The organism is Limnohabitans sp. 2KL-51, assembly GCF_003063645.1.
GTDB lineage: Bacteria > Pseudomonadota > Gammaproteobacteria > Burkholderiales > Burkholderiaceae_C > Limnohabitans_A.
The window spans coordinates 1-14843 of record NZ_NESJ01000013.1 but is presented as its reverse complement, the minus strand read 5'-3'; the positions used below and the strand labels follow the sequence as shown (position 1 = coordinate 14843).

17 protein-coding genes are annotated in these 14843 nt (G+C 58.9%); 12 read left to right on the top strand and 5 right to left on the bottom strand.

Features of this window, described 5'->3' with window-relative positions; all coding sequences use genetic code 11:
- The first annotated feature begins 221 nt into the window (after window positions 1-221).
- A complete protein-coding gene (locus B9Z49_RS14225) occupies window positions 222-1157 on the top strand; it encodes a LysR family transcriptional regulator (protein WP_108354100.1) in 936 nt (311 codons plus the stop codon).
- Window positions 1158-1178: 21 nt separating this feature from the next.
- Here B9Z49_RS14225 and B9Z49_RS14220 read toward each other — a convergent pair whose 3' ends face one another.
- The 3 genes from B9Z49_RS14220 to B9Z49_RS14210 are packed head-to-tail and all read right to left on the bottom strand — an operon-like array spanning window position 1179 to window position 3041.
- Entirely contained in the window at window positions 1179-1814 is a 636-nt protein-coding gene (locus tag B9Z49_RS14220; protein WP_108354099.1) for a MarC family protein, read from the bottom strand.
- A gap of 19 nt (window positions 1815-1833) precedes the next feature.
- On the bottom strand, window positions 1834-2295 hold the full coding sequence (locus tag B9Z49_RS14215) for a MaoC family dehydratase (RefSeq protein ID WP_108354098.1): 462 nt from the start codon (window positions 2293-2295) through the stop codon (window positions 1834-1836).
- Window positions 2295-3041, bottom strand: a complete 747-nt coding sequence (locus B9Z49_RS14210; protein ID WP_108354097.1) for an SDR family oxidoreductase — start codon at window positions 3039-3041, stop codon at window positions 2295-2297. The genes B9Z49_RS14215 and B9Z49_RS14210 overlap by 1 nt, the downstream gene beginning before the upstream one ends.
- An 81-nt stretch (window positions 3042-3122) precedes the next feature.
- Between B9Z49_RS14210 and B9Z49_RS14205 the strand changes: the two genes are divergently transcribed.
- Both B9Z49_RS14205 and B9Z49_RS14200 read left to right on the top strand, forming a co-directional pair.
- On the top strand, window positions 3123-3725 hold the full coding sequence (locus B9Z49_RS14205) for a 2-hydroxychromene-2-carboxylate isomerase (protein ID WP_108354096.1): 603 nt from the start codon (window positions 3123-3125) through the stop codon (window positions 3723-3725).
- Window positions 3726-3752: 27 nt separating this feature from the next.
- Window positions 3753-4442 (top strand): dienelactone hydrolase family protein, encoded by a 690-nt coding sequence (locus B9Z49_RS14200; RefSeq protein ID WP_108354095.1) that lies wholly within the window; start codon window positions 3753-3755, stop codon window positions 4440-4442.
- A gap of 95 nt (window positions 4443-4537) precedes the next feature.
- Here the strand turns inward: B9Z49_RS14200 and B9Z49_RS14195 are convergent, their stop codons facing one another.
- Both B9Z49_RS14195 and hemB read right to left on the bottom strand, forming a co-directional pair.
- A complete protein-coding gene (locus B9Z49_RS14195) occupies window positions 4538-5683 on the bottom strand; it encodes a magnesium transporter CorA family protein (RefSeq protein ID WP_108354224.1) in 1146 nt (381 codons plus the stop codon).
- 32 nt (window positions 5684-5715) lie between these two features.
- Window positions 5716-6720, bottom strand: coding sequence for a porphobilinogen synthase (gene hemB / locus B9Z49_RS14190; RefSeq protein WP_108354094.1), 1005 nt, complete (start codon window positions 6718-6720; stop codon window positions 5716-5718).
- 322 nt (window positions 6721-7042) lie between these two features.
- On the opposite strand from hemB, the gene B9Z49_RS14185 reads away from it, so the two are divergent.
- From B9Z49_RS14185 to B9Z49_RS14145, 9 genes are all read left to right on the top strand, one after another.
- Complete coding sequence (locus B9Z49_RS14185) at window positions 7043-7471, top strand: CopD family protein (RefSeq protein ID WP_108354093.1); 429 nt, start codon at window positions 7043-7045, stop codon at window positions 7469-7471.
- Window positions 7472-7490: 19 nt separating this feature from the next.
- The gene (locus tag B9Z49_RS14180; RefSeq protein WP_108354092.1) at window positions 7491-8597 is read left to right on the top strand and encodes a VanZ family protein; all 1107 of its coding nucleotides are present in this window, start codon (window positions 7491-7493) and stop codon (window positions 8595-8597) included.
- A gap of 44 nt (window positions 8598-8641) precedes the next feature.
- Complete coding sequence (locus B9Z49_RS14175; RefSeq protein ID WP_108354091.1) at window positions 8642-8986, top strand: ferredoxin; 345 nt, start codon at window positions 8642-8644, stop codon at window positions 8984-8986.
- Window positions 8986-9612 carry an alpha/beta hydrolase gene (locus tag B9Z49_RS14170; RefSeq protein WP_108354090.1) on the top strand — a complete coding sequence of 209 codons (627 nt, stop codon included), beginning with the start codon at window positions 8986-8988 and terminating at the stop codon, window positions 9610-9612. Before B9Z49_RS14175 ends, B9Z49_RS14170 begins: the two co-directional genes overlap by 1 nt.
- Before the next feature lie 171 nt (window positions 9613-9783).
- Window positions 9784-10872: a D-alanyl-D-alanine carboxypeptidase family protein gene (locus B9Z49_RS14165; RefSeq protein WP_233254643.1), complete on the top strand. Its 1089-nt coding sequence runs from the start codon at window positions 9784-9786 to the stop codon at window positions 10870-10872.
- A gap of 151 nt (window positions 10873-11023) precedes the next feature.
- Window positions 11024-11401: a 30S ribosomal protein S12 gene (gene rpsL / locus B9Z49_RS14160; protein ID WP_011466063.1), complete on the top strand. Its 378-nt coding sequence runs from the start codon at window positions 11024-11026 to the stop codon at window positions 11399-11401.
- Between the two features lie 164 nt (window positions 11402-11565).
- Entirely contained in the window at window positions 11566-12036 is a 471-nt protein-coding gene (gene rpsG / locus B9Z49_RS14155; protein WP_019426275.1) for a 30S ribosomal protein S7, read from the top strand.
- A 99-nt stretch (window positions 12037-12135) separates the two neighbouring features.
- The gene (fusA, locus tag B9Z49_RS14150; RefSeq protein ID WP_108354088.1) at window positions 12136-14238 is read left to right on the top strand and encodes an elongation factor G; all 2103 of its coding nucleotides are present in this window, start codon (window positions 12136-12138) and stop codon (window positions 14236-14238) included.
- A 208-nt stretch (window positions 14239-14446) separates the two neighbouring features.
- Window positions 14447-14843 (top strand): GTP-binding protein (locus B9Z49_RS14145; protein WP_199225065.1); only part of this gene is annotated, 397 nt, incomplete at its 3' end.

Here is a 14843-nt window from a genome sequence, read left to right as displayed (position 1 = left end):
GTCGGTTTGTCTGTTGCAGGAGCCCACCCCGTGGGCGATTCTCCGATCATGTGGTGACCCTTTGATCGCCCACAGGGGTGGGCTCCTACAAGAATTCAGCGCCTTGTATGCAGCTCTTGCCAATAAAAAGCGCCGAAACAAAGCCCAGTGTAGGCACCCCCTTAACCCGCCACAAGACCGTAAACCTGAATTGATTGTTCAAAATAGTGAACAATGAATGTATGGAAGACCAAAAAATCAACACCCTCTGGACCCATCTGCACTGGCTCAGCGTGTTGGCCCAGCAGGGCAGTTACACGGCCGCCGCTGCCCGGCTGGGCGTGAGCAAGGCCGCGATGAGCCAGCGCATTGCCGAGCTGGAGCGAGCTGCCAAAGTCACGTTGGTGCAGCGCACCACCCGCAGCCTGCGCCTGACCGAGGCGGGCCAAAGGCTGGTGGATGAAACCCGAGCATCCTTTGAACAGATCGAGCAGAGCTTTGCCCAGGTTCGCGACTTGGCCGAGCAGCCCGGTGGCTTGTTGCGGGTGACGGCCCCAGTGGCGTTTGCAAGGCAGCAGCTGGTGCCGCTGTTTGCAGCTTTCTTGCAAGACTTTCCGGACGTGCGCATCGAGCTGGACCTGTCAGACCGCCTGAGCGCTTTGGCCACCGAAGGCTACGACCTGGCCATTCGCCACACCGCCCGCCCGCCCGACACCCATGTGGCTTGGGCGCTGTGCGCGACCGAATCGGTGCTGGTGGCTACTCCAACTTATTTAAACAAACATGGCGTACCGCAAGTTCCAGGCGACCTGCAAACCCACAACTGCTTGCACTACCCCCGCTCGCAAGACACCCCGGTCTGGACCTTTGAGGTCCTCGATGCAAAAGCGGTCGAACGGGTCACGGTGCCCGTGTCGGGCAATTTCGCTGCTAACAACAGCGAGGCCCTGCGCGAAGCCGCACTCTCGGGCGCAGGCATTGCTCTGTTGCCCGATTTCAGTGCCCAGGCCGAACTGCGCAAGGGGCACTTGGTACGGGTGCTGCCTGGCTGGAAACCCGTGGGGGCATTTGCCGAAACCATTTACGCCATCCGCCCGTATGCACCGCATGTTCCCCGGGCGGTGACGGCGCTGGTAGCGCATTTGAGGTCAAGTTTGGAGAGCGGTTTCGGCGTCTGACCCTCACAGTCAAGGCGCAGTTCAGCGACCGGCCAGCACTGGAAATAGCTTGTGCAGCCCATCTGCCATCACTTCCACAGCCAGCGCGGCCAGAATCAAACCCATCAGCCGGGTCATCACGTTGATGCCGGTTTTGCCTAAGATGCGGGCAATCGGGGTGGCCAGTGAAAAGCACAAGGCAGTGGCCAACGCAATGACCACGCCGTAGCCGACCAGGGTGCCGAGTTGTGCGAAGTTCTTGGCTTTTTCCGCATAGATCACCACTGTGGACATAGTGGCAGGACCTGTGAGCAGCGGAATGGTCAGTGGCACCACGGCGATGCTGGCACCCACAGCCGCTTTGGCTTCTGCGTCGTGCACTTCTTCGGCATTGGCGCGGGCTTCTGCGGGCTGAGCATTCAGCATCGACAAAGCCGATGTGAGCAGCAGCATGCCCCCGCCCACCTGAAAGCTGGCCAGCGAGATGCCGAAAAATTCCAGAATTTGCAGGCCCAGCAAGGCGCTGGCTGTGATCACCACGAAAGCAGAAAAAGACGACACCCAAATGGTTTTTTTTCGCTGGGCAGCGCTAAACCCTTGGGTGTAGTGGATGAAAAACGGAACGATCGCCAGAGGGTTGACGATGGCCAGCAGGGTGATGAGTGGTTTGAAGTCCATCGCCCGATTGTGCGCTGCCTCAGGCTGCCGGTGTGCGCCTTCTGAACATGCTCCAACCTTCCATGTGCAGCACCTTGTCGCCATGCTGGTTGAACATTTCCCACAGGTTGCGCGTCATGCCCACATCGGGGCGTTTGCTCATGGGTTTGGTCTCAAGCACCGTGCTTTGCAGACGCAGGGTGTCGTTCGGGTACACCGGTTTGAGCCATTTTAGGCCTTCAATGCCGGGTGAGCCCAGGCTGGAGGTCTCTTGCAGGAAGTTGGTCACCATCAGCCGCATGGCCATGGCGCAGGTGTGCCAGCCGCTGGCCGACAAGGCCCCAAAGACCGAGGCTTTGGCCGCTTCATCGTCCAGGTGAAAGGGTTGTGGGTCGAACTGGGTGGCAAAAGCGATGACTTCTTCTCGGGTTGGCGTGAGGCTGCCCAAGTCGCGCACCTCGCCCACCGCCATGTCTTCCCAAAAGTATTTGATTTCGGCCATCAACGGCCTCCCGAAATGTCCAGAAAGCTCATGGTGGTGTAGCTGGCCGCGTCCGACAGCAGCCAGACAATGCCCTCGGCCACTTCTTCGGCGCTGCCACCGCGCCCAGCGGGCACCAGATGCTGCAGGTCTTTTACCCGGTTGGGCAGGCCGCCAGAGGCGTGGATCTCGGTGTCGATCAGACCCGGGCGCACCGCGTTGACCCGGACGCCCTCAGCGGCCACCTCTTTGGCCAGGCCAAGGGTGAAGGCATCGATCGCGCCCTTGGCAGCGGCGTAGTCCACGTATTGGCCAGGCGCGCCCAAGCGAGAGGCGGCGCTGGACACATTGACGATGCTGCCGCCTTCTCCGCCGTGAAGGGTGCTCATGCGGCGCACAGCTTCGCGGGCGCAGATCAGGCTGCCGATCACGTTGATGTCGAACATCCGTTTCCAACGGGCCACGCTCATTTCGTCTACGCGGGCCTTGACGTCGACCACGCCGGCGTTGTTGACCAGCCCGGTCAGGCGGCCCAATTTGGCGTCGATGTGCTCGAACATGCGCAGCACCTGCGCTTCTTCGGCCACGTCGGCCTGCACCGACATGGCTTGCCCGCCCGATGCGCGTATTTGCCGAACCACTTCGTCGGCGGCCAGCGAGTTGGCGGTGTAGTTCACTGCCACCGACCAGCCATTTTTTGCCGCCAAAAGGGCGGTTGCCGCGCCGATCCCTCGGCTACCGCCGGTCACCAACAAGACTTTGTTCACGGCATATCTCCTGCAAAAAATGTTGAGAACGGTTAAAACCCTTGTTCGATACAAAGATTACACAACACACAAGGAGACAGCATGGGTCGCACAGTGGACTATTACCTCGCACCGCAAAGCCCCTGGGCCTATTTGGGCCACCAGCGCTTGGCTGACATCGTGCAGCGCACGGGGGCCACGCTGCGTGTCATGCCCATCGATCTGGGGGGCAAGGTGTTTCCGATTTCGGGCGGCTTGCCCTTAGGCCAGCGTGCGCCCCAGCGCCAGGCTTATCGCTTGATGGAGTTGCAGCGCTTTAGCCAGCACTTGAATGTGCCCTTGAACCTCAAACCCAAGTATTTTCCGGTGGGTGGCGACGACTCGGCCCGTCTGACCATTGCCACCGATCTGGCCCATGGCCCATTGGCGGCCATGCAAATTGCGGGTGCGATTTTGGCGGCTTGCTGGGCGCAAGAGCGCAACATGGCCGACGACAAGGTGCTGGTCCAATTGCTGCAAGAGCAGAATTTGCCGGTAAGCTTGATGGCACAGTCGCGCAGCCAGGCGGTGCAAGAGCGTTATGAACGCTACACCCAGTCGGCCATTGATGCAGGGGTGTTTGGTGCCCCCAGCTATGTGGTTGATGGCGAGATTTTTTGGGGCCAGGATCGCCTTGAGTTTGTCGAACGTGCGCTGGCCCGTTGAACTGACCTCTACCCGAAAGGAAAACACATGGGAACGATGATTGAACTTCAAAGCGCAGATGGCACACGGGTGCCCGCCTACGAGGCCAGGCCTGTTGGCACACCCAAGGGGGCGGTGGTGGTGATTCAGGAAATTTTTGGCGTGAACAGCCACATCCGCCAAGTGGCCGATGGCTATGCGGCAGAGGGTTACCTGGCTGTGGCCCCGGCCGCCTTCCACCGCGTCAAGCCGGGGGTGGAGCTGGGGTACGCCGATGCCGACATGGGTGAGGGCTTTGGCTACAAAACGGCTGTGGAGGCCTTGCCCGCGCCCGGCGTGATGCAGGACATTCAGGCGGCCATTGACCATGCCGGGCAGGCCTCAGGCGGCAAGGTCGCCATCGTGGGGTATTGCTGGGGCGGTTTGCTGACTTGGCGTGCGGCCTGCACCTTGACGGGTTTGAGTGCTGCAGCGCCTTATTACGGAGGCGGCGTCACCACCACTGCCGAAATCGCCCGCCAGCCTCAGGTGCCGGTCATGGCGCATTTTGCGGAAGAAGACAAATGGATCCCGCTGGATTCGGTCGAGGCTTTCAAAAATGCACATCCGCAAGTGCAGGTGTTCACCTACACGGCCCACCACGGCTTCAATTGCGACCAGCGCGGTTCTTGGCATGCACCTTCGGCCCAACTGGCACGGGAGCGCACGCTGGCGTTTTTCAAGCAGCATTTGGGCTGAGCGGGTGAGTTAGGTTGGCCATAACCGCGCATGCGGGTCACCATGGCAGCCGCAGTCATGGACCCCCGATCAAGTCGAGGGTGATACAGGTGGGCTCATTCACCCGTGCGGGCCAGGTAGCGCTTGCGCCAAAACACCAGGGCCAAGGTGGTGGCAACGGCTGCCATGCCGCCCAGCGTCCACCAAAAGGCGCTGGCCTTGTGCAGCCAGGGCATGAATTCGAAGTTCATGCCGAACACCGCCGCGATCAGGTTCAGCGGCAAGAAGATCGCGGTTAGCGCCGTCAAGGTGCGCATGATGTCGTTGGTGCGGTTGCCTTGGGCGTTGAAGTGCATTTGTACGGCGGTTTCTGTGTTGTGTTCTAAGCGGCGTACGTGGTGAACCACCCGGTCGATGTGTTCCAGAACGTCCCGGCAGCGTACTTTTAGCAACTCGTGCTCGCGAAGCGCGGTCTGGTCATCGCTCACCACCCAGTCGTCCAGGGTTTCGTTCCAGTTGAGCATGGCCGTGTGCTGGTCGTCGCAAAGGTCTTCAAGCTGGTGCAAGGCCAGTCGGGCTTGCAGCAAGGCGTCCCAACGTCGAAAGCGCGCACCCGGGTGGATCAGTTCGGCCTGCCAATGGTCGAGCTGGCGGCTCAGTTCTCGGCGCAAGTCGAGGTAGGCGTCCACCATTTGGCTGACGATGCGCAGCATCATGTCGGCTGGGCTCAAAGGAATGCCCCGTGCACCCGCAGATCGTGGGTCGTTGGTCGGGGGTTTGTCGCCCGTCGCGTTCAAAAGGCGGCTGGCGTAGGCTTCGCGCACGACGCAGTCGTCGGGGTGCACGCTCAACAGCACTCGCTCAAACACCGCAAAACCCACTGGGCTGGTGTCGATGCGCTGCAAGATGGGTGGGCCTGGCCGTTTGACCTGGACGTGTGCGGCCTTGGTTTCGCTGTGACGAGGGGTAGCGCCCGTATGTTGCGCCAATCGGCGAAACACCAACAGGTCGTAGTGCGAGGTGAAGTCGTAGCGTGAGGGCAGTTGGCCGTTGAGCAAGTCCGCGACATGCAGGTCCACCAGACTTTGTCCCGTCAGTTGCTGCAGACTGGCTTGGATGGCGGGCAAATGGCGCTCGAAATGCGAGCGGGAAAAAGCCAGCCAGAGAAAGCCTTTTTCGGGCAAGGCCTGGGGCTGCAGGGTTTCGGCGCTGTGCTCAGGCCAAGCCTGCACCTGGTTGCCGGTGATGCTGAACACTCGCAAGCCGGGTACGCCCGCAAGGCTGTGGGCGTCTTTCAATGGGCGGCGATCCAGCGAGCAGCGTCGCGGGCAAAGTAAGTCAGCACGCCATCGGCTCCGGCACGTTTGAAGGCCAGCAGGCTTTCCATCATGACCAGGTCATGGTCCAGCCAGCCGTTTTGCGCAGCGGCCTTGAGCATGGCGTATTCGCCCGAGACCTGGTAGGCAAAGGTGGGCACCTTGAATTCGTCTTTGACGCGGCGCACGATGTCCAGATAAGGCATTCCGGGCTTGACCATGACCATGTCAGCGCCTTCGGCCAGGTCCATGGCGACTTCGCGCAGGGCTTCGTCGGTGTTGCCGGGGTCCATCTGGTAGACCTTTTTATTGCTTTTGCCCAGGTTGCCCGCCGAGCCGACCGCGTCGCGGAAGGGGCCGTAGAAGGCGCTGGCGTACTTGGCGCTGTAGGCCATGATGCGGGTGTGGATCAGGCCGCGTGCTTCGAGCGCCTGGCGGATCGCGCCAATGCGCCCGTCCATCATGTCGCTGGGTGCCACCATGTCCACGCCCGCTTCGGCTTGGGTCAAGGCTTGCTGCACCAGCACGGCCGTGGTTTCGTCGTTCAGGATGTAGCCGGTCTCATCCAGCAGGCCGTCCTGGCCGTGGCTGGTGAAGGGGTCGAGCGCCACATCGGTCATCACGCCCAGTTCGGGAAAGCGCTTTTTCAGCTCACGCACCACGCGCGGCACCAAGCCATTGGGGTTCATGGCTTCGCTGCCTGTGGGGTCTTTCAGGCTGGCGTCGATCACCGGGAACAGCGCCATGACCGGGATACCCAGCTTGACGCAGTCTTCGGCCACAGGCAACAAAAGGTCCAGACTCAGGCGCTCCACGCCGGGCATAGAGCCCACTTGGTGGCGCTGGTTTTGCCCGTCCAGCACAAAGACCGGGTAGATCAGGTCGTGCGCTGTGACCCGGTGCTCACGCACCAGATTGCGGGTGAATTCGTCACGGCGCAAGCGGCGTGGGCGGTTGGAAGGGAAGGAGGCGACTGGGTTCATGTTGAAAATTGTGCCTGAAGTCCCCGTGGATGCCAAAAGTAGCTGGGTGCGCGCAGTCGCTCAGGTGGCAGTGCGCTCCTGGTGAAATGCATGGACAGCATCAAATGATAAAAACAACATAAAAGCAAAACACATGCTTGTTATTGGCTTTGTTATTTGATAAATTCCTGATTGGGTAGCTTGCTGCCTCCCGCTTTTCCTCCCTGAGCGGGCGCCTTGATGTGTGACAGCAAAAAGGCTTCCCACCCTCGGCCCCTGGCCGGGGGTTTTTTTTGCCCAGTAAATAGGCCCTAGCTCGGGCATCACTGGCTACACTTAAAGCATGCTCTGGATCAAAGCCCTTCACATCGTTTTCATCGCCAGCTGGTTTGCCGGCCTGTTTTATTTGCCACGCATTTACGTCAACCTGGCCATGGTGCCAGCCGACTCGGCCGCCGAGCGCGATCGCCTGCTGCTGATGGCACGAAAGCTCTACCGCTTTATGACCATCTTGGCTGTTCCGGCCTTGGCGCTGGGTTTGTGGCTGTGGTTTTATTACGGCATCGGTCTGGGCTCGGGCCAAGGCTGGATGCATGCCAAGCTGCTGATCGTGCTGGCTTTGTTGGGTTACCACCACAGTTGCGGTGTGCTCTTGCGTCAGTTTGAAAACGGCCAGATGCAGCGCAGCCATGTCTGGTTCCGCTGGTTCAACGAAGCGCCGGTGCTGCTGCTGCTGCTGGCGGTTATTTTGGTGGTGGTCAAGCCTTTTTAAAGGCTGACCAGTCAGGCTTATGCGCAAGCCCACCTGGCGCAAAACAACCGCCTGGCCTTTGTTCTGGCTGTATGCGGTCCTGATCGGCTACGCCAGCCTGTACCCCTTCGACAATTGGCGCTTTCAGGGTCTGGTGTCTTGGGCATTCCTGACCGCACCCTGGCCACGCTACTGGACTGGGTTTGACGTTTTTTCCAATGTGCTGGGCTATGCCCCCTTGGGCTTTTTGCTGGCGCTGGCCGTGCACCGCAGCCGCCGACAATGGCCTGCCGTCACCATGGCGGCCTTGGTGGCCGCCGCCTTGTCGCTGGTGATGGAGTCGTTGCAGATGTTCTTGCCGGTGCGGGTGCCTTCCAACCTCGATTGGGTGCTGAATGTGGGGGGCGCTTGGGCAGGTGCCTTGGTGGCCCGGGGTCTGGCTTGGGCGGGGCTGCTCGAGCGCTGGAGTCGTTTCAGGGACCGTTGGTTTGAAGCCGAAGCCAGTGGTGCACTGGCCTTGCTGGCCCTGTGGCCCTTGGCCTTGCTGTTTCCGGCCCCAGTCCCGTTTGGTCTAGGGCATGTGTTTGAGCGGGTGGAGACCACTTGGATCGAATGGTTGCAGGACACACCCTGGCTGGATTGGTGGCCTGTGCGCGTGGCAGAACTCCAGCCTTTGTTGCCCTTGACCGAGACCTTGTGTGTGGCCGTCGGTTTGCTGCTGCCTTGTTTGCTGGCGTATGGCGTGGTGCGCCGCAGGCCGCAGCGCTGGGTGGTAGCCGGGGCGTGCCTGGCGATGGGCTTGTTGGCCAGCGCCTTGTCGGCCGCTTTGACATATGGCCCCGTGCACGCTTGGGGATGGATCAGCCCTGAGGTGTTCATGGGCTTGGTGTGGGCATTGGTGGGGGCGGTGGTGCTGTCGCTGTGTCCGCCCCGCTTATGCTGGGTGCTGGCTTTGGCGGCTTTGGTGCTGCAGTTGAGCTTGCTCAACAGCGCATCGGCCGATGTGTATTTTTCCTTGACCCTGCAGACTTGGGAGCAGGGGCGCTTCATCCGTTTTCATGGCCTGATTCAGTGGGTGGGTTGGCTGTGGCCCTATGCCTTGCTGGTGTATCTGGTGCGCCGACTGTCCTCGCCCGGCCTTTCCTGAGCCGGGTGAACCCCTTGCCCGTTGGTGGGGCCTAAAATTGCTGGATGAGCACCGAAACCCCCAGCCCCTATTTCAAGCGCCACATCTTTTTTTGCCTGAACGAGCGCAAAAACAACGAGGCCTGTTGTGCACAACAAAACGCCCAAGCCGCTTTTGACCACTGCAAGTCCCGTGTGAAAGCTCTCGGCCTGGCAGGTCCTGGCGAAGTTCGGGTCAACAAGGCCGGTTGCCTGGACCGCTGCGCGGGCGGGCCGGTGGCCGTGGTTTACCCGGAAGGCGTTTGGTACAGCTACGTGGACACAACTGACATCGACGAGATCGTCGAGTCGCATTTGAAAAATGGCCAGGTGGTCCAGCGTTTGGTGACCCCCGAGCACCTGGGGCGTTGATGAACGCCACGACCCGAACGCTCAGTCTGCAAGGCCAGGCAGGGCACATCGAAGCCTTGCTGGACGAGCCTGCTGAAGGCGCGGTGCAGGGCACGGCCGTGATTGCCCACCCCCATCCCTTGTTTGGCGGCACCATGCAAAACAAAGTGGTGCAGACCTTGGCGCGTGCTTTTGTGCAAAGCGGCTGGCGAGCGGTGCGCTTCAATTTCAGGGGCGTGGGCGCGAGCGAGGGCACCTACGACGAAGGCCGAGGTGAAGCTGCAGACATGTTCCAGGTCATCGCACAGGTGGCACCCGAGGGGCCGCTGGCGTTGGCCGGTTTTTCTTTTGGTGCTTTTGTCACCAGCCATGTGGTGCAAGCCTTGGGCGATCGACGGCCGCCACAACAACTGGTGCTGGTGGGCACGGCAGCGTCGCGTTTTGAGTTGGCCCCGGTGGCCCTCGATTTGCACGAGCGCTGCTTGGTGTTGCATGGCGAGCTAGACGACACAGTGCCATTGGCCAGCGTGATGGACTGGGCCCGACCACAATCCCTGCCCATCACGGTGATTCCCGGATGTGAACACTTCTTTCACGGACAATTACCCCTTCTCAAATCCTTGGTGGTGCGCCATTTGAGGTCCTGATGGCTGGGTCTTGTGTTCAACCCCTTTTTGATCGATAGGCCGTTTGTGCCGCTCGGCTCGGGCCTTCCTGGTTTGCCAACTTTCTGAATAACAAACGAGCGCATGAACGCATTTTTGAAATTTTGGATCGGTGCTTGGCTGGCCGCTGCTTCTTGGTGCGTCCAGGCCCAAATGCCTGAAGCGCCCGAAATGGCGGTCAAAGCCTATTTGCTGATGGACGTGACCGCTAATCAAGTTTTGGCGGCCAAAGACCCCGATATGGCAGTGGAGCCCGCTTCGCTGACCAAGCTGATGACGGCCTATTTGGTCTTTGACGCTTTGAAAAATCGCAAGATCGACATCAAACAGGCCTTGCCAGTGTCCGAGCGGGCCTGGAAGATGGCTGGGTCGCGCATGTTTATTGACCCCAAGATGAAGGTGCCCGTAGAGGACTTGCTCAAAGGCATGATTGTCCAGTCGGGCAACGACGCGACGGTGGCATTGGCCGAGGGGGTGGCTGGCAGCGTCGAGCGCTTTGTGCAATTGATGAACGACCAGGCGGTCTTTTTGGGCATGCACAGAACGCTTTACAAAAACCCCGAAGGCCTCACAGCCCCTGGTCACACCACCACCGCCCGTGACTTGGCTTTGCTGGCCACGCGGTTGATGCGTGATTTTCCAGACTATGTGCCTTATTACGCCATCAAAAAGTACCGTTACGAAGGCACTCCGGCGGCCAATGACACCAACCGCAATTTGTTGTTGTTTCGGGATGCCAGCGTGGATGGCCTCAAAACCGGCCACACCCAGGCTGCTGGTTATTGCTTGGTGGCATCAGCCAAGCGCCAGTTACCTAATGTGGGCACGCGGCGCTTGCTGAGCGTGGTGCTGGGGGCCGAAAGTGAAAATGCCCGTGCCAATGAGAGTCAGAAGCTGCTCAACTGGGGTTATGCAGCCTTTGATGCGGTGAAGCTCTTTGACGCCAACCAGGCGGTGGTCACGCTACCGGTTTGGAAAGGTAAACAGCCGATGCTCAAGCTTGGCTCGGTGCGCCCCTTGGTGGTGGCCATCCCAGCAGGCAGCGCAGCGCAACTCAAAACCCAGGTGGTACGCCCGGACCCCTTGGTCGCGCCTTATGCCAAAGGACAGGCGCTGGGTAGCTTGAAGCTATTGCAGGGTGAAAAAGCATTGTTTGAGGTGCCTTTGCAGGTGCTGGAGCCGGTCGAACAAGCCGGCGTTCTCGGGCGGGCATGGGACGCTGTGAGGCTTTGGATCAAATGACCTGCTGGAACCGCCAGCGCCCGCCGAAGTTCCGTTAAATTGTGGATAACTTGCCACTCATTCACCATGCGGTTATACTGGCGGGCTTTTCCGCTTTTGGGGCGGGGAAGTTTCTTTTGTCAAAATTCAACGTTTAGGGACGTTACAAACAATGCCAACCATCAATCAATTGGTGCGTCAGGGGCGCGAGGTCGAAACGATCAAGTCCAAAAGCCCTGCGATGCAAAACTCTCCACAACGTCGTGGCGTGTGCACCCGCGTGTACACCACGACGCCAAAAAAGCCTAACTCGGCGCTGCGTAAAGTGGCCAAAGTTCGCTTGACCAACGGTTTCGAAGTCATTTCGTACATCGGCGGTGAAGGCCACAACCTGCAGGAACACTCGGTGGTTCTGGTGCGCGGTGGTCGTGTCAAAGACTTGCCAGGTGTGCGTTACCACATCGTGCGCGGTTCGCTCGACTTGCAAGGCGTGAAAGACCGCAAGCAGTCTCGCTCCAAGTACGGCGCGAAGAAGCCAAAAGCCAAGTAAACCCTTTTGGGTTGAATTTTCTCGGAGCTGTTTCCCGCGTGGCGCGGTGATCCAGCGAAGTGACCCGAAGCCCGGAATTGTCCAGGTGGGTCGAGTAAGTGAGTGTTTTTAATAGCGCTCGCGGTGTCTGAAAAGATACCAACTGAAGCAATATGAGGTGAAATATGCCACGTCGTCGCGAAGTCCCTAAACGTGAAATCCTGCCGGATCCCAAGTTCGGCAATGTCGAGTTGTCCAAGTTCATGAACGTGATCATGGAAGGCGGCAAAAAAGCTGTGGCCGAGCGCATCATTTACGGTGCCCTCGAAAACATGGAAAAGAAAACAGGCAAAGACCCTGTCGAGTTGTTCTCCATCGCCATCAACAACGTCAAGCCCATGGTGGAGGTGAAATCCCGCCGCGTGGGCGGTGCGAACTACCAGGTGCCTGTTGAAGTTCGCCCTGTTCGTCGCTTGGCCCTGTCGATGCGCTGGATCAAAGAAGCCGCTCGCAAGCGCGGTGAGAAGTCGATGGCCCTGCGTTTGGCCAATGAATTGCTCGAGGCCAACGAAGGCCGTGGTGGTGCCATGAAAAAGCGTGACGAAGTTCACCGCATGGCCGAAGCCAACAAGGCGTTCTCACACTTCCGCTTCTGATTCACAGGGGCTTCATAAAGAAGTCCCACACTGTCAGAAGCCAGCCCGCTGGCCCCAAAAGGGGTGGCGGGCTTTAGTACATCATCATCGGAGAAATATATGGCTCGCATCACCCCCATCGAGCGCTATCGCAACATCGGTATTTCAGCGCACATTGACGCTGGCAAGACCACGACGACAGAGCGTATTCTTTTTTACACTGGCGTGAACCACAAAATTGGTGAGGTGCACGACGGCGCTGCCACCATGGACTGGATGGAGCAAGAGCAAGAGCGCGGCATCACGATCACCTCTGCGGCAACCACCTGTTTCTGGAAGGGCATGGACGGCTCTTTCGAAGACCACCGTATCAACATCATCGACACCCCCGGCCACGTGGACTTCACGATTGAAGTTGAGCGTTCCATGCGTGTTCTGGACGGCGCTTGCATGGTGTACTGCGCTGTGGGCGGCGTTCAGCCCCAGTCTGAAACCGTGTGGCGTCAGGCCAACAAGTACAAAGTGCCACGCTTGGCCTTTGTGAACAAGATGGACCGTACCGGCGCCAACTTCTTCAAAGTCGTCGAGCAAATGAAGTTGCGCCTGAAGGCCAACCCCGTGCCGATCGTGATCCCAATCGGCGCAGAAGAAAACTTCACCGGTGTGGTGGACCTGCGCAAGATGAAGGCCATCATCTGGGACGAAGCTTCCCAGGGCATGAAGTTCAATTTCGAAGAAATTCCAGCCGACTTGCTCGAGTTGGCCAAAGAGTGGCGCGAGAAGATGGTCGAAGCGGCAGCTGAAGCCTCTGAAGAGTTGATGAACAAGTACCTTGAAGAAGGTGACTTGACAGAAGAGGAAATCACACACGGCCTGCGCACTCGCACCATCAACAGCGAAATCCAGCCCATGTTGTGCGGTACGGCGTTTAAGAATAAAGGCGTTCAGCGCATGCTGGATGCGGTGCTCGAACTGATGCCTTCGCCTTTGGACGTGAAAGCCATTAAAGGCTTTGACGAAGACGAAAAAGAAATCACCCGCAAAGCGGACGACAACGAAAAATTTGCGGCTTTGGCCTTCAAATTGATGACCGATCCGTTTGTGGGTCAGTTGACCTTTGTGCGTGTTTATTCGGGCGTTCTGAAAAAGGGTGACACCGTCTACAACGCTGTGCGTGGCAAAAAAGAACGCATTGGCCGAATCGTTCAGATGCACGCCAACAACCGTGAAGAAGTCGACGAAATTCGTGCCGGTGACATCGCCGCTTGCGTGGGTTTGAAAGACGTGACCACCGGTGAAACCTTGTGCGATCCCAACGCCGTGATCACCTTGGAGCGCATGGTGTTCCCGGATTCCGTGATTCGCCAAGCTGTGGAACCCAAGACCAAGGCCGACCAAGAAAAAATGGGCATGGCCCTGGCCCGTTTGGCCGCAGAAGATCCTTCTTTCCGCGTGCAGACCGACGAAGAATCCGGCCAGACCATCATTGGTGGCCAGGGCGAATTGCACCTGGAAATCATCGTTGACCGCATGAAGCGTGAATTCGGTGTGGAAGCCAACGTGGGCAAGCCTCAAGTGGCTTACCGCGAAACCATCCGCAAAACCGTCGAAGAAGCCGAAGGCAAATTCGTGCGTCAGTCTGGTGGTAAGGGTCAATACGGTCACGTGGTGCTCAAGGTTGAGCCTCAGGAACCTGGCAAGGGATTCGAATTCGTGGACGCCATCAAAGGCGGTGTGGTTCCTCGTGAATACATCCCTGCGGTGGAAAAAGGCGTGATCGAAGCTCTGGGTCAAGGCGTGTTGGCGGGCTACCCCGTTGTGGACGTCAAGGTCACCCTGCACTTCGGCTCATACCATGATGTGGACTCGAACGAAATGGCCTTCAAGATGGCCGCCATCTTTGGTTTCAAAGAAGGCTGCCGCAAAGCCCAGCCCGTGATTCTCGAGCCCATGATGGCTGTGGAAGTCGAGACCCCAGAAGATTACGCCGGTAACGTGATGGGCGACTTGTCCTCACGCCGCGGTATGGTTCAAGGCATGGACGACATGGTCGGTGGTGGCAAGGCCATCAAGGCCGAGGTGCCCTTGTCTGAAATGTTCGGTTATTCGACCACTCTGCGCTCCATGTCGCAAGGCCGCGCCACTTACACGATGGAATTCAAGCACTACGCTGAAGCCCCTCGCAATGTGGCCGAAGCCATTGTGGCTTCAAGGGCTAAATAATGATAAGCGTGCCGGACCAAATTCGCCCCAGCGAATTTGCTCGGGCACCTCTGACTAAAAGCCAGCGAAAAGCAAGCGATAGTCAGATCTGAAACTACAGAAACTGTCTGCGATCAAGTGCCACTCTGTGCCCGTGCGGAGTGATTCAGCAACCTGATGCAAACATTAAACCAACACACGGGCATTGCTCTTTTTAAGGATTTGAAAAATGGCTAAAGAAAAATTTGAACGGACCAAGCCCCACGTTAACGTGGGCACCATCGGTCACGTTGACCACGGCAAAACCACGCTGACAGCGGCCATCACGACCGTGTTGGCTGCCAAGTTCGGCGGTGCTGCCAAAGCTTACGACCAGATCGACGCGGCGCCCGAAGAAAAAGCCCGTGGTATCACGATCAACACCGCCCACGTTGAGTACGAGACGGCTAACCGTCACTATGCGCACGTGGACTGCCCTGGCCACGCTGACTATGTGAAGAACATGATCACGGGTGCTGCCCAGATGGACGGCGCTATTTTGGTGTGTTCCGCTGCTGACGGCCCTATGCCTCAGACCCGCGAGCACATCTTGTTGGCCCGCCAGGTGGGCGTGCCTTACATCATCG

Bases quoted from the DNA above. Each gene is read 5' to 3' on its own strand.
- B9Z49_RS14225 (WP_108354100.1), top strand. From the start codon at position 222: ATGGAAGACCAAAAAATCAACACCCTCTGGACCCATCTGCACTGGCTC.
- B9Z49_RS14220 (WP_108354099.1), bottom strand. From the start codon at position 1,814: ATGGACTTCAAACCACTCATCACCCTGCTGGCCATCGTCAACCCTCTG.
- B9Z49_RS14215 (WP_108354098.1), bottom strand. From the start codon at position 2,295: ATGGCCGAAATCAAATACTTTTGGGAAGACATGGCGGTGGGCGAGGTG.
- B9Z49_RS14205 (WP_108354096.1), top strand. From the start codon at position 3,123: ATGGGTCGCACAGTGGACTATTACCTCGCACCGCAAAGCCCCTGGGCC.
- B9Z49_RS14200 (WP_108354095.1), top strand. From the start codon at position 3,753: ATGGGAACGATGATTGAACTTCAAAGCGCAGATGGCACACGGGTGCCC.
- hemB (WP_108354094.1), bottom strand. From the start codon at position 6,720: ATGAACCCAGTCGCCTCCTTCCCTTCCAACCGCCCACGCCGCTTGCGC.
- B9Z49_RS14185 (WP_108354093.1), top strand. From the start codon at position 7,043: ATGCTCTGGATCAAAGCCCTTCACATCGTTTTCATCGCCAGCTGGTTT.
- B9Z49_RS14180 (WP_108354092.1), top strand. From the start codon at position 7,491: ATGCGCAAGCCCACCTGGCGCAAAACAACCGCCTGGCCTTTGTTCTGG.
- B9Z49_RS14175 (WP_108354091.1), top strand. From the start codon at position 8,642: ATGAGCACCGAAACCCCCAGCCCCTATTTCAAGCGCCACATCTTTTTT.
- B9Z49_RS14170 (WP_108354090.1), top strand. From the start codon at position 8,986: ATGAACGCCACGACCCGAACGCTCAGTCTGCAAGGCCAGGCAGGGCAC.
- B9Z49_RS14165 (WP_233254643.1), top strand. From the start codon at position 9,784: ATGCCTGAAGCGCCCGAAATGGCGGTCAAAGCCTATTTGCTGATGGAC.
- rpsL (WP_011466063.1), top strand. From the start codon at position 11,024: ATGCCAACCATCAATCAATTGGTGCGTCAGGGGCGCGAGGTCGAAACG.
- rpsG (WP_019426275.1), top strand. From the start codon at position 11,566: ATGCCACGTCGTCGCGAAGTCCCTAAACGTGAAATCCTGCCGGATCCC.
- fusA (WP_108354088.1), top strand. From the start codon at position 12,136: ATGGCTCGCATCACCCCCATCGAGCGCTATCGCAACATCGGTATTTCA.